The organism is Sorangium sp. So ce131, assembly GCF_051519095.1.
Classification (GTDB): Bacteria; Myxococcota_A; Polyangia; order Polyangiales; family Polyangiaceae; genus Sorangium.
On record NZ_CP150455.1, the window covers coordinates 476199 to 499582 of the forward strand.

The 23384-nt window shown below is 73.0% G+C and carries 17 protein-coding genes; 11 read left to right on the forward strand and 6 right to left on the reverse strand.

Annotation, left to right across the window (positions count from 1 at the left end; all coding sequences use genetic code 11):
- Positions 1 to 51: 51 nt before the first annotated feature.
- From WMF43_RS01860 to WMF43_RS01875, 4 genes are read right to left on the reverse strand one after another with little or no spacing between them, the layout of a single operon-like run.
- The gene (locus WMF43_RS01860) at positions 52 to 2406 is read right to left on the reverse strand and encodes a DUF2169 family type VI secretion system accessory protein (protein WP_437677029.1); all 2355 of its coding nucleotides are present in this window, start codon (positions 2404 to 2406) and stop codon (positions 52 to 54) included.
- Positions 2403 to 3512: a hypothetical protein gene (locus WMF43_RS01865; RefSeq protein WP_437677031.1), complete on the reverse strand. Its 1110-nt coding sequence runs from the start codon at positions 3510 to 3512 to the stop codon at positions 2403 to 2405. Before WMF43_RS01865 ends, WMF43_RS01860 begins: the two co-directional genes overlap by 4 nt.
- On the reverse strand, positions 3512 to 4537 hold the full coding sequence (locus tag WMF43_RS01870; protein ID WP_437677033.1) for a PEGA domain-containing protein: 1026 nt from the start codon (positions 4535 to 4537) through the stop codon (positions 3512 to 3514). Before WMF43_RS01870 ends, WMF43_RS01865 begins: the two co-directional genes overlap by 1 nt.
- 22 nt (positions 4538 to 4559) lie before the next feature.
- Entirely contained in the window at positions 4560 to 6029 is a 1470-nt protein-coding gene (locus WMF43_RS01875) for a serine/threonine-protein kinase (RefSeq protein WP_437677035.1), read from the reverse strand.
- A 1128-nt stretch (positions 6030 to 7157) separates the two neighbouring features.
- Between WMF43_RS01875 and WMF43_RS01880 the strand changes: the two genes are divergently transcribed.
- From WMF43_RS01880 to WMF43_RS01920, 9 genes are all read left to right on the forward strand, one after another.
- On the forward strand, positions 7158 to 9002 hold the full coding sequence (locus WMF43_RS01880; RefSeq protein WP_437677037.1) for a glycosyltransferase family 39 protein: 1845 nt from the start codon (positions 7158 to 7160) through the stop codon (positions 9000 to 9002).
- Positions 9003 to 9118: 116 nt separating this feature from the next.
- A complete protein-coding gene (locus WMF43_RS01885; RefSeq protein WP_437677039.1) occupies positions 9119 to 9757 on the forward strand; it encodes a peroxiredoxin in 639 nt (212 codons plus the stop codon).
- Positions 9758 to 9801: 44 nt separating this feature from the next.
- Entirely contained in the window at positions 9802 to 11157 is a 1356-nt protein-coding gene (locus WMF43_RS01890; RefSeq protein WP_437677041.1) for a hypothetical protein, read from the forward strand.
- A gap of 157 nt (positions 11158 to 11314) precedes the next feature.
- The gene (locus WMF43_RS01895) at positions 11315 to 11809 is read left to right on the forward strand and encodes a cupin domain-containing protein (RefSeq protein WP_437677043.1); all 495 of its coding nucleotides are present in this window, start codon (positions 11315 to 11317) and stop codon (positions 11807 to 11809) included.
- Between the two features lie 136 nt (positions 11810 to 11945).
- Positions 11946 to 12512, forward strand: coding sequence for a hypothetical protein (locus WMF43_RS01900; RefSeq protein WP_437677044.1), 567 nt, complete (start codon positions 11946 to 11948; stop codon positions 12510 to 12512).
- A 231-nt stretch (positions 12513 to 12743) separates the two neighbouring features.
- Positions 12744 to 13466, forward strand: a complete 723-nt coding sequence (locus tag WMF43_RS01905) for an RNA polymerase sigma factor (RefSeq protein WP_437677046.1) — start codon at positions 12744 to 12746, stop codon at positions 13464 to 13466.
- Positions 13457 to 14767 (forward strand): FecR domain-containing protein, encoded by a 1311-nt coding sequence (locus WMF43_RS01910; RefSeq protein ID WP_437677048.1) that lies wholly within the window; start codon positions 13457 to 13459, stop codon positions 14765 to 14767. The genes WMF43_RS01905 and WMF43_RS01910 overlap by 10 nt, the downstream gene beginning before the upstream one ends.
- A complete protein-coding gene (locus tag WMF43_RS01915; RefSeq protein WP_437677050.1) occupies positions 14764 to 15891 on the forward strand; it encodes a hypothetical protein in 1128 nt (375 codons plus the stop codon). Before WMF43_RS01910 ends, WMF43_RS01915 begins: the two co-directional genes overlap by 4 nt.
- 72 nt (positions 15892 to 15963) lie before the next feature.
- Entirely contained in the window at positions 15964 to 16614 is a 651-nt protein-coding gene (locus WMF43_RS01920; RefSeq protein ID WP_437677052.1) for a hypothetical protein, read from the forward strand.
- Between the two features lie 66 nt (positions 16615 to 16680).
- On the opposite strand, the gene WMF43_RS01925 is transcribed toward WMF43_RS01920, so the two are convergent.
- Together WMF43_RS01925 and WMF43_RS01930 are read right to left on the reverse strand one after the other, a co-directional pair.
- Positions 16681 to 17259 (reverse strand): hypothetical protein, encoded by a 579-nt coding sequence (locus WMF43_RS01925; RefSeq protein ID WP_437677054.1) that lies wholly within the window; start codon positions 17257 to 17259, stop codon positions 16681 to 16683.
- Positions 17260 to 17968: 709 nt separating this feature from the next.
- Positions 17969 to 21877 (reverse strand): serine/threonine-protein kinase, encoded by a 3909-nt coding sequence (locus WMF43_RS01930; protein WP_437677056.1) that lies wholly within the window; start codon positions 21875 to 21877, stop codon positions 17969 to 17971.
- Between the two features lie 267 nt (positions 21878 to 22144).
- Between WMF43_RS01930 and WMF43_RS01935 the strand changes: the two genes are divergently transcribed.
- Both WMF43_RS01935 and WMF43_RS01940 read left to right on the forward strand, forming a co-directional pair.
- On the forward strand, positions 22145 to 22345 hold the full coding sequence (locus WMF43_RS01935) for a hypothetical protein (protein WP_437677058.1): 201 nt from the start codon (positions 22145 to 22147) through the stop codon (positions 22343 to 22345).
- A gap of 413 nt (positions 22346 to 22758) precedes the next feature.
- Complete coding sequence (locus WMF43_RS01940) at positions 22759 to 23211, forward strand: hypothetical protein (protein ID WP_437677060.1); 453 nt, start codon at positions 22759 to 22761, stop codon at positions 23209 to 23211.
- The last annotated feature ends 173 nt before the right edge of the window (positions 23212 to 23384 follow it).

Genomic DNA, 23384 nt, shown 5'->3' on the forward strand with positions numbered 1-23384 from the left:
CCGATCCACGGCGACCCGACCGAGGTCGGGGTGCTGCGGACCTCCCCGGCGTCACCACCCGCCGCTCGCGCCGACCCGCGCCACCGCCGCCGCCTTGAGCGCCGCCGGGTGCGCCTCGCGTTGATCGACCGGGAGGTGCGCCTCGGCCACCACCCGCGCCGGGAAGCGCTGGAACATCGGCAGCACCTCGGCCAGCGCCTCCGGCAGGTACGCCGGGATCCCGCCCGGGGCGCCCCGCGGCCGCAGCAAGCAGCGCAGATGAGGCCCCCCGAACAGCACCCGCCGCTGGTAGCGCCGGTGCTCCAGCAACACCCGATCGACCTGCATCTCCACCTCGACGAGCGCCTGGACGCGCGTGCCCCTCGTGTAAGCCTCCTTCATCGACGCCGTGAGCCCCTCGGCGGCGCTCGGAGAGCTCAGCGGGTCGAGCATCTGCAAGAACTCCCGCGCTGCCGTGACCGCCGCCTTCAAGCGATCATCACCTCCCGAGAGCGGCCCCATGATGGCGACCGTCGCTTTCAGGATCTCGATCTCCTCGAAGGGGAAGGAGAGCTCCCCCTCCACCAGCACGAGCGGCGGCACGAACCGCCCATCCCTCCGGATCGCCCCTCGGAGCGCGCCGCGGAGCGCCTCGTCGCCCATCGCCTCGCCGTGCGCGAGGACCTCGAAGATCTCGCGCCGATCCTCGGCCGCCGCCGGCTCCACGTCGAGCGCCGGATCATCGATGTCCGGATCGGGCGGCTCGTCCATCAAGCCCTCGAGGAGCGCCCGCCAGGCCGGCTGCCTGCGGATCCGCCCCATGCTCCGCGGATCGAACCACAAGAGGTCCAGCACGCCGAGGGGCTCGGCCCGCGGATCGACGCGCGCGGCGCCGTCCGGGAGCGCGCTCGTGGCCTTCGGCTCCTCGCGCGGCGGCGCCGCGACGGGCTCCGTCGCGCAGCCGGAAGCCGCCGCACGCCACGGCGAGGAGAAGACCGCCGGCTCCCGCGAGGGGGCGAGCCCGATCGGCGCCACCCCCAGGAGCGCCGGAGGTTGCACCGGGACCGCGACCGGCTCCGGCGGGCGAGGCGCGGCGAAAGGTGTCGGCGGCGCCGGCGGCGCACTCCCGGTGAACGGCAGCGCGGGCCGCCGCGGGGGGGCATTCTCCGGATCGGGGGAGATGTTCAACGTCCCGGTGAAGAGAGGCACAGGGCGCCCCTCCACTCCCGGCCGCTCAGGGGTTGTCGCGATCGCAGGCGCGGGCGAGCCTGGTCGAAAGGGCAGCGCCGCGCAGCGAGCGAGCGCCTCCGCCTCTGCCGGCGCCACGTCGAGGGTCACCTTCAGCAGGTCGCTCGCGCCTTCCATCGCCTCCGTCAGCGATCGCTCCTCCTCCTTCGTGGCGCCCTCGTCGATGACCACGAGCGCATCCGCCGAGATCGGTGGCGCCGCCCCCGCCTGCGGGTTCGCGCGTGGCTCGAACCACGCGCTCGGCTCCCCGGCGACCTCGACGCCGGCCACGACGCGCACCGCCGCGAGCGCCGCTTCCGCCGGGACAGGGAAGCTCCGCCGGCACACGACGGTGCATCGCTGCGCGTCGCCGTCGATGCGCAGCGTATCGAGGTAGAGCTCGAGCGGCTGGCCCTCGGCGATCCCGAACGCGGCGAGGCCATGAATCCGCGCGAGCCCGCGCGCGCCCGCCAAGCGGGTCCGGAGGCGCGGCAGATCCGGGTGCAGCCCCTCGAGGATGATCCACTCATCGCCGCGCAGGCGCTCGACCCGCTGATCGAGCGGAGCCGCCTGGAAGTACGCCCAGTCGAAGCCCTCTGGGATCTCGGCGACGGCCCCTTCGAGCACCCGGCGCGGGACAACCCCGAGCAGGCGCTTGCGCGCGGGCCAGGCGCGTCCGAGGGGGCCGAAGCCGACGGGGCGTCCGGGCTGCGCGGGGTCGACGACGCTCGTCACACCGGCGGTCGAGGCGAGGCCAAAGGGGTTCTCCGTGTCGCCGAGCCCGAGGCCCGTCCGCTCGTAGACGATGGGCACGCGCGTCACGCCGCCCGGGTCATGGACAAGGAGGTGCTTGTCGAGCAAGGGCCGGTGGCCCGCGAAGAGCGCGAGGCGCACGGGCAGGGAGCGCACGGGCGCGCCGGGCGGGGCGTGGGCCGCGCCCGTGAAGAGCACGTCGGCGCGGGCGAGGGCGGGGGCCAGATCCGTGGTGAAGCGGACGCTGCGCCCGGGATGGTCGCCGTGGTGGACCTCGGCGCGGAGGATCTCCTGGGGCTCGATCCGGGGCATCACCGCGTCGGGCGCGAAGGCGAAGGTGGCCTTGGCGATCACGGTGACGTGGAGCGCCCCCTGGGCGCGCCAGGCGACGGCGGCGGCGGCCGCGCCGGGGAGCGCGGTGGCGGCGTCAGCGGCGAGCGTGCTCATGGCCTCGGTAGACCCTGCGGGATGCAGCAGAAGGTCGTCGGGTCGACAGGCGTCGTCGTGCCCGTAGGCTGCCCGCCGCTCGGCGGACATGCCCCGCCAGACACGGGGTCGAACGCCGCCGTGCGCCCTTGCGTCCGAGGGTTGCCGGTGAGATCGGCGCAAGCCTCGTCCGTGGATGTGGGATGGAGCGTCGCCAGCAAGTTGTTCATGGTGCACATCGCGTCCGAGTACATCGTCACCGTCGCCGAGCAGGTCCCGCCCATGGGCGCCCCGCAGGTGCAGCTCGAGCAGCCGCGGGTGTCCATCGCGGCGTCGTAGAAGATGTGCTGCTCCGAGAACACGCCCGTGGTCGGGCATGACTTCTCGCCCTCCTGCATGATGCAGAGGCCCGCGTGAAAGGGCCCCTGCGGGATCGGCAGGCAGGTTTCATCCATGTTCGCGCAGCCGGCGCCGGGCATCGCGCCGGCGCACGCCTCGCCGACCGTATCCCACGCCACAGGCTGAAGGATCGGGGCCTGGGTGCTCGCCGTGCAGCTGCCGCCGCTGACCTGGAGTCTGTCCACGGTCACCCGCTGGTGGCACGGCTGTTCGCTGCAGTCCATCCCGCCTGGGGTGTAGTTCAGCGCATAGCAGCTCCCGTCCCAGTCCAATGGCACGTCGACAATCGTGGTCCCGGTCTCCGCGTCGTTGCAGGGGGCATTTTGGACGGTGATGGGGTAGAGCGTGCCATCCAGGTGGGGCACGGTGGAAAACCAGCATTTCTGGCCGACCGGCTCGTCGCAGGTGCACGGCGAGCATCCGGCGTCGGGGGCCGAGATGTCTCGTTGTCCCTTGTATACCGACATCGGGAAGTAGCCCCCACATCCCGGGTTCTGCGCTGCTGGGCCGTCATAGAGGGCGAAGGGCCCCGTCCAGCCCATCGGCACGGTCTCCACGCACGTGTGCGTGGACGTGCAGATGGGGTTGGAGCAGTCACAGGGGCCGTCGAAAGCGATCGAGCCCGCCCCCGAGATCGCGTTGCAAGCTGCGCTCCCGGCGAGCGCGAGGGCCACCGGACCGATCGCCGTGAATCGACGCCGCTGCACCTGCATCGTCGCCTTCTTCATCAGAAGCTCCCTTGGAAACCGATTCGTCCGGGCCCGACGGTGACGCGAACGCGGTCCGCGAAGCTCGTCGTCCGATCGCCTGCGGCGGCGGGCGTGCTCTCGTCCCCGGGGCGGAGCAAGAGCAGCACGACGCCGGTCGCGGCGAGGACACCTCCGGCGATGAAGCCGGCTGTGGAGGCGTTCCCGAGCGCCTTCGCCGACTCCAAGGTAGCTTTATCGGGCCCGTCCTCGGCGGGGCAACGAGGATAACCCGGGCATGCGTCGCTCGACCCGATGGAGCTGACCTTGTTGAGCGAGAGGACCCCGGTCACGGCCCCGACCCCGAGCCCCACAGCCCCGGCGGCGGCGAGCGCGATGCCGGTCGGTCGCGACCAGCTCCGAGCCGACGGCTGCACCTGCGCCGCCGCGCGCTCGACCGCGGCCTCCTGCGGCTCGAGCGACGGCTGCACCTGCGCCGCCGCCCTCTGGAGCTCGAGCTCGACCACGGTGGTCTTGCCCTCCTCCAGCGTCACCGAGCGCGTCGCTTCGTGGTGGCCGGGCGCGCTCACGCGCACCAGGTGCGGCCCGGGATCGGCGGGCAACGCCTCGCCCAGCACGGCCGCGGGCAGCTCCTTGTCGTCGCTCCGGACCTGGACCCCCGGCGGCGGGCTCTTGAGCTCGATGCGCAGCCTGGGCAAGCGCGGATCGAGCGCGCGGATCCCCTGGCGCGCGAGCTCCTCCAGCTGTTTGCGCCGCGCCGCGCCGGGGGTGTCGCCGTTCAGGCGGAGGGCCTGCGTGTAGTCCGCCCACGCGGTGGCGAGCTTCTCCTCGCGCTCGTGGCAGCGGGCGATCTGGATCATGGTGCTGGCCGCCGGGCTGAGCGCGAGGCTGGCCTCGAACTTGGCGCAGCCCGCGGCGAGGTCTCCAGCTTTGAGGAGAGCTTGCCCTTCGTCGTAGAGCGCGTCCGCGGCGGCCTGATCGCTCGCCGAGCTCTGGGCAAGCGCCTCCGGTGAGGCGAGCAAGAGCGCGGCGAAGAGCCCTCCCATGAGCCGCGGGGATCTGAAGCGATCAGCGATGCTCGAGGGGGTCACGACGGGGCTGCCCTCCGGGTTTGCCGGGAACCGGCACCTTTGTTTTCGGTTGTGGGAAGGCGGAAATCGGCTCATGGAGGCCGCGGGCGCTCGGGCTCGGGCTCGCCGGGACATCCGCCGATGACGGCGCGCTGGCAAACGAGGCCGGCGTCGACGGAACGGCCGGTGAAGACGGGGAAGGAGCGGAGTCGGTCGAGGAGGGTTGGGCCGAGCGCACGTCCGCGGGAGCGCTCGGCGAGTCGACGCCAGGGCTTGGCGGTGGCCCACGGAGCTTGAGGGCGATGCCGGCGAGCCCCAGCAAGACGACGCCGCCCAGAACGGCCGCGCTCATGCCCATCCAGCGCCGGCGGCCCGGCGAGGTGGAGAAGGTCGCGCTGGCAGGCGAGAGCGTGCCGGGAGACGACGCCGCCCCCGGGCGGGGCGCCGGGCCCATGCCCGGCGAATGCGCGGTGATCGCCGCGGCGGGAGGCGCTGGCGCGCCCGCGCCGGCGTGGGGCTCGAGGGCGCCGCCGGCCGTGAGAGGGAGGAACGGAGCAGAGGCCCCTCGCGTCGCGGAAGGATAGGGCGGTCTGCCGTACGCTTGAGGGGCCCCACCCGCCGCGTGAACGACGCCGGCGAACGCTTCCGCGAGCTCGCGCGCGCTCTGAAACCGGTGATCCGGTCTGCGCGCGAGGGCGCGGCCGAGGAACCCATCCACCCCGGGGCCGAGCTCGGGGACGAGCTGCGATGGGAGCGGTATTTCATCCGAACAGATCGCCACGAGGACGTCGCCGAGCTCCTCGCCTGCGAACGGAACCCGGCCGGTGAGGCACTGGAAGAGGATCACCCCGAGCGACCAGAGATCGCTCCGCGGGTCGACCTCTTTGCTCCGGCGCACCTGCTCGGGGCTCATGTAGTACGGCGAGCCGAGGAGCGTGCCTGTCTTCGTGACCCCGGGAGCCAGCGTCGGGGCCATGGCCTTGGCGATTCCGAAGTCGAGGACCTTCACCATCTCCTCTCGGCCCTGCCGCGCCAGAAAGATGTTCGCCGGCTTGAGGTCACGGTGGACGATCCCCGCGTCGTGCGCGCATTCGAGGGCCTTGCACACCTGGGCGACGATGGCCGACGCTGCGGCCGGGGTGAGGCGTCCGCTCCGCGCGAGGCGAGCGTCGAGGTCTTCCCCCTCGAGGAGCTCCATGGCGAGGAAGAGGGTGCCGTCCTCGGCGCCGTAGTCGAGCATGCGGACGACGTGCGGGCTGCTGAGCTTCGCCGCGGCCCGCGCCTCGCGTTCGAAGCGCCTCCTCGCATCGGGCGAGGAGGCGAGCTCCGGCTCCATGAACTTGATCGCGACGTCGATCTCGAGCTGGAGGTGGCGAGCGACCCACACCGCGCCCATGCCACCCCGCGCGAGCGCCCTCTCCAGCCTGTATTTCCCCGCGATGACCGCACGCTCTTCGAGCAAGACCATGGGCTGGCTCCCTGTTGCGCTCAACGCACGCCGGGGTGAGGTTGCGTGAGCGTACCGCATGGTCCTGCCCTCCACAACGTCGGCTCCGCGCGGATTCAGACCGGGTACCTGGGTGAAGCGGCAGACCGGGTACCTGGATGATACGTCCACATCTGGCAGGAGGCAGGTCACGAAGACTCGCAGATGCCCCGGAAGGAATGCTCTGTCATGGACGAACGGTTGTGGTTTGTCGTGGCCGCAAAGAATGGGGACGAAAGCTTCTCGGAGCTGTGCCGGCAGCTCGGGATCAGCCGCAAGACAGGCTAGGACACCGATCATGTTGATCCAGCGAGAAATCAAGCGCCAAGGACGCCAAGGCGCCAAGGACGCCAAGATATTCTCTTCTTCTTGGCGTCCTTGGCGCCTTGGCGTCCTTGGCGCTTCGAATTCTGCTCGTTTCAGGCTGGTTCAACCCGTTTGTCACTCTAGAAGTGGTTGGACAGGTGCGACGAGCACGGGCCCTGTGGGCTTACAGGTACGCGCACCGATTGCTCACCGGCACCCGCATCACACGCCCGACGCTGTGATCGACATGATCTTGAGAGCGCGCAAGGAGCATCCGTATTGGGGACCGAAGAGGCTGCGTGCGCTTATCGCAGCAAAGCGCCCGGAGCTCGGGATACCTGCGGCGGGCACGAACGGCGAGTCGCGACGCTCGCCGATGGTCGACGCACGGCGAAGACTTCATCGTGTGCAAGGCCGATGGCTGTACTCGACGAGACCAGGGACGAGCCGCGCCTCGTACGCGCTGCCTGAGTTAGGGCAACTCTCGGGCCCCAGGCTGCCGGTCCTTGTGACCTGGGTCCCGGATCGCGGCGCCGAGAGAGCGGAAAGCTGTAACCTGGGCTGCCGGTCCGAGTTGTCACCCAAGATCCCGGCTGCACAACCGCAACCCGGGTCGGGGCAACCGCAACCCGGGTCGGGGCAACCGCAACCCGGGTCGGGGCAACCGCAACCCGGGTCGGGGCAACGGCAACCGCAACCCGGGTCGGGGCAACCGCAACCCCGGTCGGGACCTGCACCGCCCGCCGCGAGGAATCCCGTTCTCCTGCGCCCCCCGCGCGGCTAGCTTGCGCGCCTGTCCCGCCCATGAGCGCCGCCGCACCCACCTCCACCCCCCCCGCCGCCCCGCCCCCGCCGCAGCGCCGCCTGCACCTCACCCGCCGCACGGCGCACGCCGTCGCGGCCGGGATCCTCGTGCTGATGGCCGCCCTCATGGCGGTCGCCGCGGCCCGCGACTCGCCCACCTACGACGAGCCGTTCCACACGACCCGCGGCCTCGCGCTCTGGTGGCAGGGCGACAGCCGCCTCTCGCACGCCCACCCGCCGCTCGCCAACGCCCTCCAGGCCGCGCCCGGCGCCGCGCGCGGCACGCCGGTGGACCTCTCCCAGCTCTCCGGCTGGGACAAGGCCGACTCGACCGCGGTCGCGCGCGCCTACGGCGCCAAGGCCTTCGCGCGCGCCCGCACCGACATGCTGCTCGGCCGCGCGGTCACCGCCGCGCTCGCCCTCCTGCTCGGCGTGTACCTCTACGCGCGCACCCTGCGGCACGGCCCCGTGCGCGCCCTGCTCGCGCTCGGCCTCTACGCCCTGCACCCCATCGTGCTCGCGCACGGCCACCTGACCACCACCGACCTCCCCATCACCGTCGCCTTCACGATCGCGGTCTGCGAGTGGGAGCGCTACCTCGCGACCGGCAGGCTGCCGCGCCTGTTCACCGCCGCGCTCGCGCTCGGCGCCGCCATGGTCACCAAGTTCAGCGCGCTGGTGCTCCCGTTCCTGTTCGCGCTCGTCGCCCTCTACGCCGCGCTCCGGCGCGCCGGCCGCTTCGCCGGCCTCTCCTGGCCGCGCGTCGCCGGCGCGCTCGCGCGCGACGGCGCGGTCCTCCTCGCGGTCGTCCTGCTCGTGATCAACGCCTCCTACGGCTTCCAGCGCACCGGCCTCACCGTCGCCCGCATCCTCGCCGAGCCCGAGCCGGGGCACTGGCTGAGCAGCAAGGAGCGCGGCCGCCTGCTCGACCATTCGCAGCTCCGGCACCTCCCGGCCGGGCTCCCGGTGCCGCTGCCGTACACCTACGTCTTCGGCGCGTTCGCCGCCGCCGCGCACACCAAGTCGAACCACGGCAACTACTTCTTCGGCGGCCTGCACGGCCCCTCGCCCGCCTACTTCCCGGTCCTGCTCGTCCTCAAGAGCCCCGTCGGCTTCCTCTTCCTGCTCGGCGCCGGCGCGTCGCTCCTCCGCGTCCGGCGCCGCTGGCCCCACGTGCGCACGGTGGCGCTCGCGACGGCCCCGGTCGTCTTCCTCGCGCTGGCGGTGAGGTCCCAGATCAACCTCGGCGTGCGCCACGTCCTGCCCGTGGTGCCGTTCATGGCCCTGCTCGCGGCGCGCGGCGGCGCGTGGCTCGTGCTCCGCCCGCGCCGGCCGGGCAATCCGGGCCTGCCCGCGGCGCGCGCGTGGTCCACGTACGTGGCGGCGGGCGCGGCCGGCCTCGTCGTCGTGGAGGCGGTCGCGGCCACGCCGCACCAGCTGAGCCACTTCAACTGGCTCGTGGGCCCGCGCGCCGGCCACTGGGTCAGCATGGTCGGCGAGGACTGGGGCCAGGACATCGCGAGCCTCGGCGCAACCCTGCGCGAGCAGAAGGCGTCGCCCGTCTACTACGAGCCCTACGGCGACTGGGCCTCCGCCGAGCTCGCGCGCGCCGGCGCCCCGCACCGGCGGCTCCGCTGCGATCAAGACGTGCCGCGCCCGGCCTGGGTGGCGATCCACGCGACCGTGGACGTCCGGCGCCGCAAGCCGTGCAAGGCGCTCCGCACCGGCGCCGTGCGCGAGGCCGTCATCGACCACCACATCCACGTCTACCGCCTCGAAGAATCGAAGGGCCCGCCCGCGCCCGCCCCCGCCGAGGCGGACGAGGACGCCGAGCCGAACGAGTGAGCGTGGCGCGCGGCACCTCCGCCGCCGTTCGCCGCAGCGACGTCTTGACAGGCTGCGCCTCCTGGCAGAGATTCGTCCGCGATAACGGACGAACCGTCGTCGGAGGAGGAGCTGACATGAGCCTGCAACTCGGAAGCATCGCGCCCGATTTCGAGCAAGCGTCCACGGAGGGGACCATCCGGTTCCACGAGTGGGCCGGGGATTCGTGGGTCATCCTGTTTTCCCACCCGAAGGACTTCACGCCGGTGTGCACGACCGAGCTCGGCGCGGTCGCGAAGCTCAAGCCGGAGTTCGACAAGCGCGGCGTGAAGCCGATCGCGCTCAGCGTCGACGACGTCGACTCGCACAAGCGCTGGACCCTGGATATCGAGGACACACAGCGCACGAAGCTGAACTACCCGATCCTCGCCGACGTGGACCGGAAGGTGTCGAACCTGTACGGGATGATCCACCCGCAGGCGAACGACACGCTCACGGTCCGCTCGGTGTTCATCATCGACCCGAGCAAGAAGATCCGCGCGACGTTCACGTACCCCGCGAGCGCCGGGCGCAATTTCGACGAGCTCCTGCGCCTCCTCGACTCGCTCCAGCTCACGGACAACCACGCGGTCGCGACGCCCGCCAACTGGAAGGACGGCGATGAGGTCGTGATCGTCCCGTCGCTCCAGGACCCGGAGGTCCTCGCGCAGAAGTTCCCGAAGGGCTACAACGCCGTCCGCCCGTACCTGCGCCTCACGCCGCAGCCGAACCGCTGAGGCGGCGAGGGGTGGCGAGGGACCGGACGCCGAGGCCTCGCCGCGTGCGCGCGCTCGTCCGGCTGCTCGTCGCGCTGGCCGTCCCGCTGGCAGGCTGCTCGGGCGCGCCCGCGCGCGAGGCGGGCGGGCCGCGCGGCGGCGCGCCGGCGCCGGCGCCGGCGCCGCCGCCTCTGCCGGCGCCGCCCTCTCCGCCCGCGCCGGCCGCACCCCATGCGGCCGGCGTCCGGTGGCGGCTCGTGCACCACGAGACCTTCGACACGCCGTTCCAGGAGCCCGCGGCCTGGACCGAGGACACGTACGGTCCCGCGAGCCCCTACCACGTCGACGCCTTCGACGACGACGGCGCGTTCTTCATCTCGCGCGCGGGCGAGACCTTCCGCCAGGGGCTGCGGAGGTTCCGCTCGTTCCGGAAGTCGTTCTCCTACGGCGAGGGCGGCTGGCTCACGGTCGAGCTCTACGGCCGCGACAGCGACCGCGACGGCGTCCCCGAGACGGGCGGCCGCTTCGAGGCCGCGGGCGGCAAGGCGCGGCTCGTCTCCACCCGCCATTACGACGGCGCGATCCTCCGCTCGACGCGGCCCTTGCCGGCGCGTTACCGCGTCGAGGTGACCGTCTCGAACATCGATTTCGGCGGCCCGAGGGAAGGCCGCTGGACCCATGGCGGCAAGGTGAACGGCTACGACGGCGACGAGCTGGCCGACCCCTGGCGCTTCAGCGACAGGAGCACGACGCCGCTGTCCGCCACGTTCGGAAACGGTGTTTACTTTCTCTGCATCACCGATTACGCGCGGCCGGCGCCGCACAACAACGTCCTCATCCACCATCACCGGAAGGTGGTGATGGACACCGACAACAACTTCGGCGACACCGGCCCGTGGTCGGCGGTCTGGAACCCCGCGACGGGCCGGCCCGAGCAGGACGGCGCGCGTTACGTGAGCATGATCTGGCTCCGCGGCGACGCGTTCGGGAGCCCCTGGAACGGCAACCGGTTCACGTCGTACACGGCGGGCGGGTGGCAGGACGACCCGGTGTTCGTGGACAAGTACCTCGACCGGGAGGCCTACGTGTTCGCGATCGAGCGCGACGGGGGCGGCTATGCGATGTCCGCGGCGGGCACGTTCCACCACGGCGGCCGCACCACGTACGCGGCGAGGCGGGGATTCCGCGAGCCGCCCGTGACGTGGCATTACAACCAGCGCCCGGACGAATACGAGGCCCCGCGCCACAACGAGACGGTCACCTTCGGGGAGACGTTCGAGACCTGGCCGGAGGGGTCGGCCTATCCGGATCACTTCTTCTTCGGCGACCCGCACATCAACTATTACGAGGGGACGGCCGAGTTCGACGATCTCAAGCTGTACCTGCCGGACGAGGAGGCAGCTCCCGAAGCCCACCCTTGAGCGGGGTCGTGGGCGAGGAGCACCCCTTGCGCGGACCGGGCCCGCGCGCGGGGGAGCGCTGCGGGCCCGAGATCACACGCCGGCGTCTTCGGCGCTTCCCGAGGCGCTCCGCGCTTTTCCAGGTGAGCGCTCCCTCCCTGGGTGCTTCACTGGCTGCATGTCGATCATCCAGCCCAGCTTTGATCGGTCGGTCGTCGTCCGGGGGGCTCACGCCGAGGTCGTCGGCTCCCCCACCACGAAGATCCAGCTCCTCGCGGACAGCAGCGCGACGGGCGGAGCTCTCTCCACCGTACGTGTGACGCTCGCGAAGGACGCGGACGGCGCTCGCCCGCACCGGCACGACGGCTCGGCCGAGATGTTCTACGTGCTCGACGGCGCGGTGCAGGTCCTCTCGGGGAGCGACATCGTGACGGCCGAGCGGGGCGATCTCCTGGTGGTCCCGCCCCGGGTCGCCCACGCGTTCGCGGCCGCGCGCGGCAAGACCGCAGAGCTCTTGATCGTCATCACCCCAGGGGTCGAGCGCTTCGAGTATTTCCGCCACCTCACGCGCATCGCGTACGGCCAGGAGCCGCCCGAGACCTTGCGCGACGTCCAGGAGCTCTACGACACGTACTTCCTGAGCAGCCCCGAATGGGACGCGGCGCGCCGATGAACGGGCGTGCGCGGCTGCGGTCCGCACGCGCGGCGACCAGCAGGGTCGACGTGGTCACACGTGGGCCAGCGGCTCCTCTCTGGCCTGCTCGCGCGGTGCGCGGTACCCTCGTCGCTGAGGGCGCTGGCGCGGCTGGATGACTGACGAACCCAAGGTCAAGGGACTGGCGTTTCGCTCCGTGTACGGGAGCCTCGGCAAGCTGCGCGGAGAGCGCCTCCAGAAGCTCAGCCTGGACGAGATGAGCGAGCCCGTGCGCGACGGCATGCGCTACGGCAGCATCGTCTCCACCGGCTGGTACCCGATCGCCTGGTACAAAGACCTCTTCCAGGCCATCCGGCGCGCCAGCGGTGAGGGCAGAGAGCTCATCCACCAGATTGGCCGCCAGTGCACCCGCGACGACATGAGCGGCATCTACAAAGTCCTCGCGGCCCTCATCTCCCCTTCCGCCCTCTTCTCCCTCGGCCAGCGCGTCTTCTCCACCTACTACTCCGTCGGCCGAGTCCAGGTCATCCAGTCCCGCCGCGGCTTCACCCACGCTCGGTGGAGCGGGTGCTACGGCTTCGACGAGAGCATGTGGACCGAAGTCATCGGCTCCTGCGAACAGCTCCTCGAGCTCGGCGGCGCCAGCCACGTCCGCCTACGCATCATCGCCGGCGGCGGCGACTACGCCGATGGCCTCGAGTTGACCGCGCACTGGAGTTGAGAACCCCGGCCCGACGAGACGCTCGATGTGGGAGATGGTCCCCCGCTGACGGTGGTCCTGTCGAGCGCGTCGCTCCCGCCTGCGGCGCGGCTGCGGGCAACGCCGGCGCTCGTTCGAGGAGGCGGACGCTCTCGGAGAGCGCTCGCTTGCCGGCCGCCGTGGCCCAGGGCGTCGCGGCTCGCCCGCGATGAGCCGTCGCGGCGGGGTCCGGCCATCTAAGGGGCTACCGGCATGCCAGCGCACCTCCGCGTCGTCCGAAAGCCCCGTCCAGCGGACCGCCCTGCCGACACGCAGCGCCCTGCCGACACGCAGCGCCCTGCCGACACGCAGCGCCCTGCCGACGCGCAGCGCCCTGCCGACGCGCAGCGCCCTGCCGACGCGCAGCTCGCCGCGTCCGACGTCCTGCGTGGCCTGCACGCCCGGAACCCCGCGGCGGAGCGCCGCCTGCTCGACGTGTACGCGGGCCTCGTCGAGCGGCTGCTGTTTCGCATCCTGGGCGACGTCCGGTGCCTGGAGGACCTGGTGCAGGACGTGTTCGCCCGGGTGTTCTCCCGCATCGACGACGTGCGCGAGCCCGAGGCGCTGAGGCCCTTCATCACGAGCGTCACCGTGTTCGTCGCGCGCGAGGCGATCCGCAAGAAGCGGCGGCACCGCTGGCTCGCGTTCTTCGCGAGCGACGAGCTGCCGGAGGTCGCGGCCATCGTCGATCCGGAGGCCCGGCAGGGCGTGCGCGCCTTCTACCGGGCCCTCGAGGCGCTCGACCCCGACGAGCGGCTGGCCTTCACGCTGCGGTTCGTCGAGGGCCAGGAGCTCGCCGACGTGGCCGCCGCGTGCGACGTGTCGGTGGCGACCATCAAGCGCCGGATCCACCGCGCGGAGCTCGCGTTCGTCGAGCGCTGCAAGAAGGATGACGTGCTTTCCACCTGGCTCGCGGAGGGCGACCGATGGACGTGAGGACCAAGGACATCGCGGCCGTGGGGCGCCGGGTCGCCGCGCACCAGGACGCCGCGCTCGAGCGCCTCGTGCGGCCCGGGGCCGCGGATCGGCTCCAGGCGATCTACCGCAAGGAGGCCGCGCTCTCGCTGCGCCCGAGGGCGGCTCCCTCCCGGCGGCCGCTCGGAATCGCGCTCGCGGCGGCGTGTGTCGCCGCGTTCGCGCTCGTCTTCGCGTTCGCGCTGGCGCGGCCGGGCGACCCGCTCACCTACCGGGTCGAGGGCTCGCCGGGCGCCGTCGGCCGGTGGGTGGCCGCGGACGCGTCGCAGGTCGGGCTCGACTTCTCGGATGGATCGCGCGTGGACCTCGCGCCCGGGACGCGCGCCCGCGTGACCGAGGTCGGCCCTCTGGGCGCGGGCGTCCTCCTGGAGCGCGGCTCGCTGCACGTGCGGGTCGTGCATCGCGACGACACCCGGTGGGTGGTGGCGGGAGGCCCGTTCGAGGTCCACGTGATCGGCACGGAGTTCGACGTCACGTGGGACACGGAGGCCGAGGAGCTCGCGGTCTCGATGATCGCCGGCCGGGTGCACGTCCTTGGCCCCTGCGTCGAGCCGCCGGGGCGCGCCGTCGCCGCGCCCGAGTCGATACGGCTGACCTGCGCGGCGCCACGCGCCGCCGCGCCGCAGGCGCCGTCTCCGGCGGTCGCGCCGGAGGCGAGCCCGCCCGCTCGGCCTCCCGCCCTCCTCCCGAGCGAGGGCGTCCCGAGCGCGAGCGCCGCTGCGCCCGCGCCCCCTGCCTCGCCGCCGGCCCGCGCGGGAGCGCCCCTGGCCGAGGCCCCCTCCGCTCCGGGGGCTGGCAGCTGGCGCGCGCACCTCGTCGCGGGGAGGCTCGGCGAGGCGCTCGCGGACGTGGAGCGCCTCGGCGTCGAGGTGGTGCTCGGGGGCGCCAGCAGCGCGGAGCTGGTCGAGCTCGGTTCCGCGGCGCGGTTTTCGCGCAAGCCGGACGTCGCGGTCCGGTTCTACCAGGCGGCGCGCCAGCGGTTCGCCGGGAGCGACGCCGCGGCGGTGGCGGCGTACCACCTCGGCCGCATGGCGTTCGACGGGCGCGGCGCCTGGGCGGAGGCCGAGCGCTGGTTCGCCGTGTACCTCGCGGAGCGGCCCCGCGGCACCCTCGCGCCCGAGGCGCTCGGCCGCTCCCTGGAGTGCGCGAGGAACCTGAACCTCCCCGCGCGCGCCCGCGAGCTCGCCGCGCGTTACCTCGCGGCCTACCCGAACGGCGCCCACGCCGGGCTCGCGGCGACGCTCGCCGGCGGGGCCGATTGAGCCTGCGCCGGCGGACGCCGCGGTGGTCGGCCCGGTGCCGGCGGAGCCGGCGGGCGCCGCGCGCCGCGGCGCGCTCGGCGTGCGGCGCGCTCGCCGTGTTCGTGGCGTTCCTCGCGCTCGCGGCGCCGTGTTCGGCCGACGAGCCGCCGCCGGTCACCGTCGTGGCCGGTTTGCGCGGGGCGCTGGCGCACCGGCTCTCGCAGGAGCTCGAAGCGGCGGGCTTGCGGGTGCAGGTCGAGGCGAGCCCCGCGGCGGTTGCTCCCGGCGGGCTGCTCCTCCTCGTCCCCGAGGGCGAGGAGGGGGCGATCGAGATCTGGTCGGCGTCGGGCGGGCGGGCGGACCTCGTGGCGAGCGTGGCGCCCGACGGCCCGCTCGACACCCGGGTGCTCCGCGCGGCGGAGCTGGTGCGGGCGCTCCGGTCGGCGTCCGTGGCGCCGGCGTCCGTGGCGCCGGCGGCCATCGCGCCGGTTTCGCCCGCCCCCGTCGCGCCGGTGCCGGTCCCGCCCGCCCCCGCCGCGCCTCAGGCCGTGGTGCCCGGTGAGGCGCGGTGGAGCCCGCCGCCCCGCGCCTGGGCGCCTCCCGCGCCCGCGTTCCCTGTGTCCGCGGCGCCCAGGGCCGCGCTCGTCGATGTCGGCGTCGCGATCGCCGCGGGATGGCAGGCGCCGGGCGCGTCGCTTTCGCTCGACGCCTCGCTCCGGATCTGGCCCTCGCCCCGGGTCGGTGTCGGGCTCCTCATGGACCTGCCGGTGGTCAGCCCGACGATCGAGGCGCCGGAAGGCGCAGTCCGCTTTCGCTCCACGCTCCTCGGCGCCGAGCTCGTCCTCGCGCCCGTGCCGAGGAGAGGCCGTGTCGGGCTCGTCGTCTCTCCCGGCCTGGGGCTCGGCCACGTGAGCGCGTCCGGAGACGCCGAACCGCCCTACAGCGACAGCGACGAGTCCACGTTCACCGCGCTCGTGTATGGCCGTGCCGAAGCGCGTCTCCGGCTCATCGACTCCCTGGTTGTCACGGCGGGCGCGCTCGGCGGCGCGGCGATCCCGCAGGTCGATATCCGGTCCGTGGGACGGGTGATCTCGACCTTCAGCCCGCTCGCGTCGTTCTCGCTCGGCGTCGTCGTCGAGCGGTGAGCCGTCGGGGCGAGTCGCGGCCATCTCAGGAATGGATCGCAAGCGCTCTCCAGGAGCGCTCAAGGAGTCACCGTGAACAAGACCATGATCTCTGCATGTATCGTGATGATGGCGCTCGGGACCGCGTGCCGGATCTCGCTCGATCCCATCGGCGGCGCGGGCGCCGGGGGCTCGGGCGCCGGCGGGAACGCGCCCGTGGATGGGGGGGACGGGGGCGCGGGGCCGGGGCCGTCCACCACCACCTCCTCCTCCGGCGGCGGCGCGGACGCGCCCGACCCCGCCGTGGACCTGTTCGCGTGCGGCTTCGAGCTGAGCTGCCAGCAGTTCTACCATCACGCCTACACGTATTTGACCGACGCGCTCCCCTGCGCGGCCAGGCTCCTGGTCGGAGGCGGCACGGGCGTCCTCAGCTCGCTGCTCTCCATTGGCCCGTACGTCGACGAGACGGAATCGATGATCTTCGTGCTGGGCGACGGCACCGCGCTGGTGCAGACCCGCGAGAAGCATTGCGGACGCCCCGGGATGGAGTGCGGACCCCCGCCGGGATGGGACACGCTGTCACAGCATCAGATCTGCGACCTCGAGATCTCTCCGGAGGTCGAGGAGGCGTGTGCTACTGACGGTGAGGAGTGCTCCTGGTCGCCGTGGCCTGGGGTGGCCAACTGCCGGGCGGCCGAGGAGCACACGTGCGAGGAGGTCGCCGCGCGGCTCGAGGCCCCCTGAGCGCGGCGGAGCGTGTCACCCGTGAGCGGCCGCGCTTGCCCGCGAGGCCGGCGCCCTACGCGTGGCTCAGCCCCGGTGCTGGTGCAGGTGGTGCAGGTGGTGCTCCTCGCCGTTCAAGGTCAGCACCGCCATGAACCCGTCACGCGCGAGCTCCTTCTCGAACCTGAACTCGTGTGTCCCCGGGGTGACGGAGGTGTCGACGACGCGCGCGACCACGGGCTCCAGGGCGGCGCCGGGGTAGCTGTAGATGTCGAGGCGCAGCGCGCAGGCGCGCTCGATCGTCGCGCGCGCGGCGAACGTGTCGTCGCCCTCCGTCACCGAGAAGGCGCTCCCGAGCTCTCCCTCGACGGAAGATCTCCTGAGCGCCCAGGCGATCTGCTGGCCCGCGATCGGGGCGTACACGTCCAGCACCATCACGTCCTTGTTCTGCTCCTTGAAGCGCGCGTGGAGGCGCTCCCGGGTGGCGGCGTCCACGCCGCCGCCGAGGGTGATGAGGTCGAAGTCGCCGGCGTGGAACTCCCTGTCCGGCGACGCGCTCACCGTGCCGACAGCCGAGTATCCCTGCTTGTTCAGCGCCGCCACGCTCCGCTCGAGGATATCGGCCCTCTTGCCGATGACCAGGATCCTCTTCGCTCTCGATGCCATACACTCTCCTTCCTCGCGAGCTGCCGTCGCGTCTTCCTGGAACCTTTTACGCGGCGCTCAGCCGCCCGTCGAACGTCCGCGCCCTGCGCCCGGGAAGCTGGACCAAGGACACCCTGTCCGCGCCCGCGGACGCCGCGTCGAGGGTCACGAGGATCCTCGACGCGGCGTCCGGAGAGCAATGTGCAGCGGCGCCTCCCGGGGGTTGGACTTCGCGCCAATAAGTTGGAATCGTTCTGTTCGTTTGTCGAACCCGCTCTTCGGCGCGGAGCCCACGGGTAAGCGCTACGAGAAGCACGGCTTCGCCATGTACCGGATCCAGGACGGCCAGCTGCGCGAGGTGTGGCTGCAGGAGGACAAAATAGCTTCTTCGACCGGCTCGGATGCAAGAGCTTCGGCTAGTTCCGTGCCTCACAAGTCTGGCCAGGGATCCCGAGAGATTTCAACGCAAAGGCGCAAAGGCGCAAAGGCGCAAACCAGAATTTCTTTTGTATTTTTGCGCCTTTGCGTTGAAATCTCTCTTCTCTCGCCGTGATCCCTGCCAAGACTTCTGACAGGCCGAACTAGCAGGCGCGAGGAGGCGCCCATGAGCAGAACGTGGCCGCGCCCCCGCGGCGCAGGGGCCACGCAGAAGCTCGTCGAGGGTGCACGGCTCGCCGCCGAGCTCGCTGGATCGGAGCGTCGTTCTTCCAGGAGCGCCGGCGCGTCGCCTCTACCGATCCCCGCCGCCGCCCAGCCACGCCCGCGCAAGCTCGAGCGTGCGCGCGTTCTCGGGCACATCCTCGAGGAACCTCTTCCGGTACGCAGGGTCCTCGATGCTCGCCGCGACGGCGAGCAGCCGTTCGCGCGCGCTCGCCATGGCGCCGCGCGCCTCGTCGATCCGGCCGGCCGCGTGGAGGCACTCGGCGTGGACGAGGCGCACCTGGGCGCCGCGGAAGAAGCCGGCGGCGCCCTGGGCCCTGTACCGCGCGAGGCCCTCGGTCGCCGCCGCGAGCGCCTCGTCGACGCGGCCCGCGGCGAGCCGCACGGCCGCGAGCGTGGCGAGGAGGCCGGGCGCGTCGAGGGCGACGGCGGCGAGCAGCTCGCGCGCGGCGAGCAGCTCGCGCTCGGCCTCCCCGAGCCGGCCGGCGCGGAGCAGGGCGGCGCCGAGCGCCCAGCGGCCGCGGCCCTCGTCGAGGCCGACGCCCCGCGCGCGCGCCGAGGCGACGAGGCGCTCGGCCTCGGCCCGCGCCTCGTCGAGCGCGCCCCGATCGGCCAGCGCGCCCGACCGGCAGAACATCGGGTACGCCGAGAGCAGCCCGAGCTCCGGGTGCGCGGCGACGACGGCGCCGAGCTCGCGCTCGGCCTCGTCGAGCGCGCCGAGGTACCAGAGGTTCGTGCCCCGCACGGCCGAGAGGAGGAGCTGGAGCCGCCGGTTGCCCGTCCGGCGGCAGATCTCCTCGGCGATCGCGGCCTGCGTGAGGCCCGCCCAGGGGTCCTCCGCCACGTGGCCGACGCGCTGCGCCTCGGCGGCGATCGTCCAGGCCGGGACGTCCGGCTGCTGCTCGCCGAAGCGGGCGGCGATCGCGGCGGTCCGCGCCGCGACGCGGTCCCCGATGTCGAGCCGCCCGGCCGCGTCGGCGACGATGCCCGTGGCGCCGAGCGCGAACACGAGGAGGTTCGCCGCCTCGGCCGTGGGCTCCACCTGCAGGAGGAGCTCCCAGAGCGCCGCCGTCTCGGCGGGCGCGTCCCGGCAGAGCAGCGCGCGGAGCTGGACCAGGACGCCGCGCACCCACGGCATGCTCCCCGCGGGCGCGGCGCCGACGACCTCCTCGGCGTGGGGCAGGGCGGCCTCGACCTCGTTCCGCCAGACGAGCGCCTCGCAGGCGACGCCGAGCAGCGCGCCCCGCGTGGCCCCGCCGGAGCCGCCCGCGGCGCCGGCGGCGGAGGCGAGCCCGCGCTCCGCGATCCGGAGCGCCGCGGCCGCGTCGCCGCTCCGGATCGCCTGCTCCGCGGCGGCGAGGCAGTGCCGCGCCGCGCGCTCGTGCTCCCCCCCGCGCTCGAAGTGCTCGGCGAGCAGGAGCGCGTCGGCCTCGCCGCGCGCCTCGAGCCACGCGCCGGCGAGCCGGTGGCCCAGCGCGCGATCGGCCTCCGTGAGCATCGCGTAGGCCCCCTCGCGGAGCAGCGCGTGGCGGAAGGTGTACTCCTCCTCGCCCGGAAAGCGGCTGTCCGGGCCGCGGACGAGCACCGCCTGATCGACCAGGTACCCGAGCCTGCCGCCGACCTCGGAGCGCGCCGCCTCCCCGCCGAGCAGCGCGGCGACGCCCCCGTCCCAGAACACCTCGCCGAAGATGCTCGCCGCGCGCAGCGCCCGGCGCGCGTCGAGATCGAGGCCCTCGAGGCGCGACCGGACCATCGCCACGACGGTCTCCGGCAGCGCGCGCCGCGTGGCCCCGCCGGAGCCGGCCGCGGCCCGGATCAGCTCCTCCAGATAGAACGCGTGGCCCTCGGCCTGATCGACGATGCGCGCGATGGTGGCGTCGCCGGCGAGGCCGCCGAGCATCTCGCGCGCGAGCCGCTCGGCGGCCCGGCGGGGCAGGGGCCGGAGGCTCATCACGTGCGCGCCCCGCTTGGCCCAGAGGTCGGGGAAGGCCTCGCGGATCTCCGGCCGCGCGAGGGCCAGCACGAAGAAGGGGGACTGGTCGGCGGCGCGGAGCGCGGCGTCCACGAAGCGCACGGTGGCCGCGTCGCCCCAGTGCAGATCCTCGAGCAGGAGCAGGACCGGGCGCTCCGCGCACGCGGCGCGGACCAGGTCCTCGAAGGCGCGCTGCATCTGCTCGGCCATGAGGAGCGCGTCGCGGCGCGCGGCCCGGAGCTGGGCGCTGTCGTCGTCGGGCAGCGGGGCGCCGATGATCTCGCCGACGAACTCGGCGACGCGACGCCGGTGGGCGGGCGGGACGATCCGATCCACCCAGGCGCAGAGCCTGGCCCTGCGCTCGTCGAGCGGCTCGCCGCCGAGCACGCCGGCGGCGCCGCGCAGGGCCTGGCCGAGCAGGCCGAGCGGCGAGCCGTTGCGGAGCGAGTCCCCTCGGCCGATCCACAGCGTGAGCGGCTCGCCGCGCCGCTCGAGGGAGCGCAGGAGCTCCTGCGCCAGGCGAGATTTCCCGGCCCCGGCCGGCGCGACCGCGACGAACGCCTGCGCCTGCCGCTCCGTGGCGCACTCGGCGAAGGCCTCCTCGAGGCTCGTGAGCTCCCGCTCCCGGCCGACGCAGGGCGCGGGCTTGCCGAGCAGCAGCCGCGGGCCCTCCGCGTGCTCCGCCTCGCCCCAGAGCTCCGGCCCCGCGTCGCCGTCGCGCACGTCGAAGCGCGGGTCGAGCAGCGCGGCGGTCACCTCGTCGACGGCGACGGCGGCGGACCCCGGCCGCGCGAGCCGGCGCGCCGCGCGGTCGATGGCGTCGCCCAGGGAGAGCCGGCCCGCGACGTCGTCGACGCCGCTGGCGACGGCGATGGGCCGCTCTCCGGCGACGGCCCGCAGCGCGAGGGCCAGGCGCGCGGCGCTCGCCGCCCGGTCCTTGGCGACGCCGCCGTCCCCGAGCGCGATGGCGACGGTGTCGTCGGCGAGCAGCTCGAGCCGACCGCCGGCCGCGGCGGTCGCGCTCCGGAGCTCCGCGACGGCCTCGTCGTGATCGCGGCGGGCGACGAGCGTCGTCCCGTCCGGGTTCACCGGACCGGCGTGGCCGCCGATCAGCACCACGGAGACCAGGCGGCGCTCGGCGGCCCCGAGCGCCGCCGGCGCGGCCGCGGGGCCGCCGTCCGGCGCGCGGCGCCCGGCGATCGCCTCGAGCTCGGCGAGCAGGGCCGCGCCGTCGCGGGGCCGCGCGAGGGGGCTCTTCGCGAGCATCCGGCCCACGAGCGCGTCGAGGGCCGGTGGCGCGTCGGGGAGCACCTGCCCGAGCCGCGGCGGGTCGTCGAAGACGAGCTTGGCGAGGAGCGCCATCGCGTTGTCGGCCTGGAACGCCGGCCGCCCGGAGAGCGCCTCGTACAGCACGGCGCCGAGCGCGAAGACGTCGACCGCCGGCGAGAGGTGCAGGTCTCCGCGGGCCTGCTCCGGCGCCATGTACCCCGGCGTGCCGAGGAGCGCCCCGGTCTGCGTCACGCGGGAGAGCGCTCCGAACCTGGCGATGCCGAAGTCGATGAGCTTCACCCCGTCGATGGCGCCGCCGACGAGGAAGAGGTTGCTCGGCTTGATGTCGCGGTGCACGGCGCCCCGGTGGTGGAGCTCGGCGAGGGCGCCAGCCACCCCGCGCGCGAGCGTCAGCGCCTCCTCGGGGTCGAGCCGCCGCCGCCGGAGCAGCGAGGCGAGATCCTCGCCGTCGAGCCACTCCATGGCGAGGTAGAGCGCGTCCCCTTCGGTCTGTCCATGTGTGATGTATCGTACAATTGCGGGGTGATCGAGGTCGGCGAGGGCGCGGGCCTCCCGCTCGAGCCGGTGCAGGTCGTCGCTCGAGGCGCCGCGCAGGATCTTGAGCGCGACCGGGGCATTTCGGGCGTCGTCGAGGGCCTCGAAGACCTCGCCCATCCCTCCCGCGCCCGCGCGCCGTCGGAGGAGGAAGCGCCCGCCGATCCGATCCCCGAGCCGCACGGCGAGCAAAATACCGAGCCGGGGCGCGCTCGCGCAATGGTTGCTGGAACATACCGGGAGGAGCCCAGGCGAAACCCTGGGACATGAGGCGCCCGACGGGATCGCGCTGGGCGGGTCCCACCGGCGCCACGTCGCGCTCCACCGCCCGAACGCCGGCCCCGGTGCTCGAGCCCGGCGGCGAGGTGGCGCGCCTCGAGGGCCCGAACGGCAGCCCCATGGCCTGCGACGCGCCCGCGAGCATCGCGCTCGACGAGCGGCTCGCTGCTCGTGACCAACCACGCCCTGTTCACGAAGGACCCAGCGTCGTTCGTGTCGCTCAAGGTCTTCGTCGACGACCGGAGCGCGCGTCCCCGCGCCGCGCATGCCCTGACAGAGGAATCCAAAGCTGAACTTTTCAATTCGATGGCGCTGTTCAGGATTGCTGCTGCGTCCGCCTTCATTCGAAATATTCGAGATAGGACGAAATAAATCGCAAGAAGAACGTTCTTGACGTTCTTCTGCTTTTCGTAGAATCTCCGCGTGTGCTCTGACTTACGAGGAGGGGCACGGGGAGTGTTCTGGCGCGGCGTGGAAGGATTCCGCCGCTGCAGTAAATGGAGCGCTCCTCATGAATCGTGGGGTTCTGAGATCGTGCGCCTGCACGCGCGGTGACCTTCGCAGTGCGCCCCTGTTCGGGGGCGAGCGCGTTCTCTTCGCAGGCGCCCGAGGGGCTACAGCTCAGAGCATTTCTGAGCGGGAGCCTCCTGCGTCGCGGTGTCTATCTGCGACGTGACATCGAGAGAGGAGGCCGGACCCGAACGAGGTCCTGTCAGGGTCGCCGTGTGTCCGAGTCACTGTTCTGCCAATTGCACGCGTAAGGAGGATTTATGAAGAAATGGGCCATGGGTCTGCTGGGAACGGCTGCGTTTGCTCTCCTGAGCACCGGAGCCGCGATCGGCTATTCTGATACGCTGCCGGCGATGGCGGGTCATGCCTGGGTGGCCGCCGACGCCGGCTGTTTTGCCTCGTCCTGGTCCGAGGTGCGCAATAACTGCGGCAGCTCCAAGAAGCTCCTCGTCCCGATCCAGTCGCGGGCGAACGGCTCGGTCAATTTCAGGGCGACCCCCACCACCACGACCCCGGGGCTCTGTCTCAATACGCCCGTATGCCGAGCCGTGGTGACCTCTCCGAGCAACGGCTTTATTGCTCAGACTGGCTCCACCCTCATCTGCGACTCGTCGAGCCCGCCGGCGGCCGTCTCCCTCGGGAGCCTCACGGTGGCCAGCACGTCGGTCGCGCACTACGACTGCGACTTTCCGGGCAACTCGGAGGCGATCGGCTCCTTCACGTTCTGAAGGGGGCGAGGCGGGACGCCGCAACAAAGAAACGATAGGCGCGACGCGCCGCATGTGAGCGCGCTTCACGCGAAAGCGCGTGCTCCGGAGGGATCCGCGCGCCTCGCGCGCGGATCCCTCGCGGGCGCGAAGCTCGTGAGCCATGCCTGCAGATCATCAGTCGACGGTGAGAA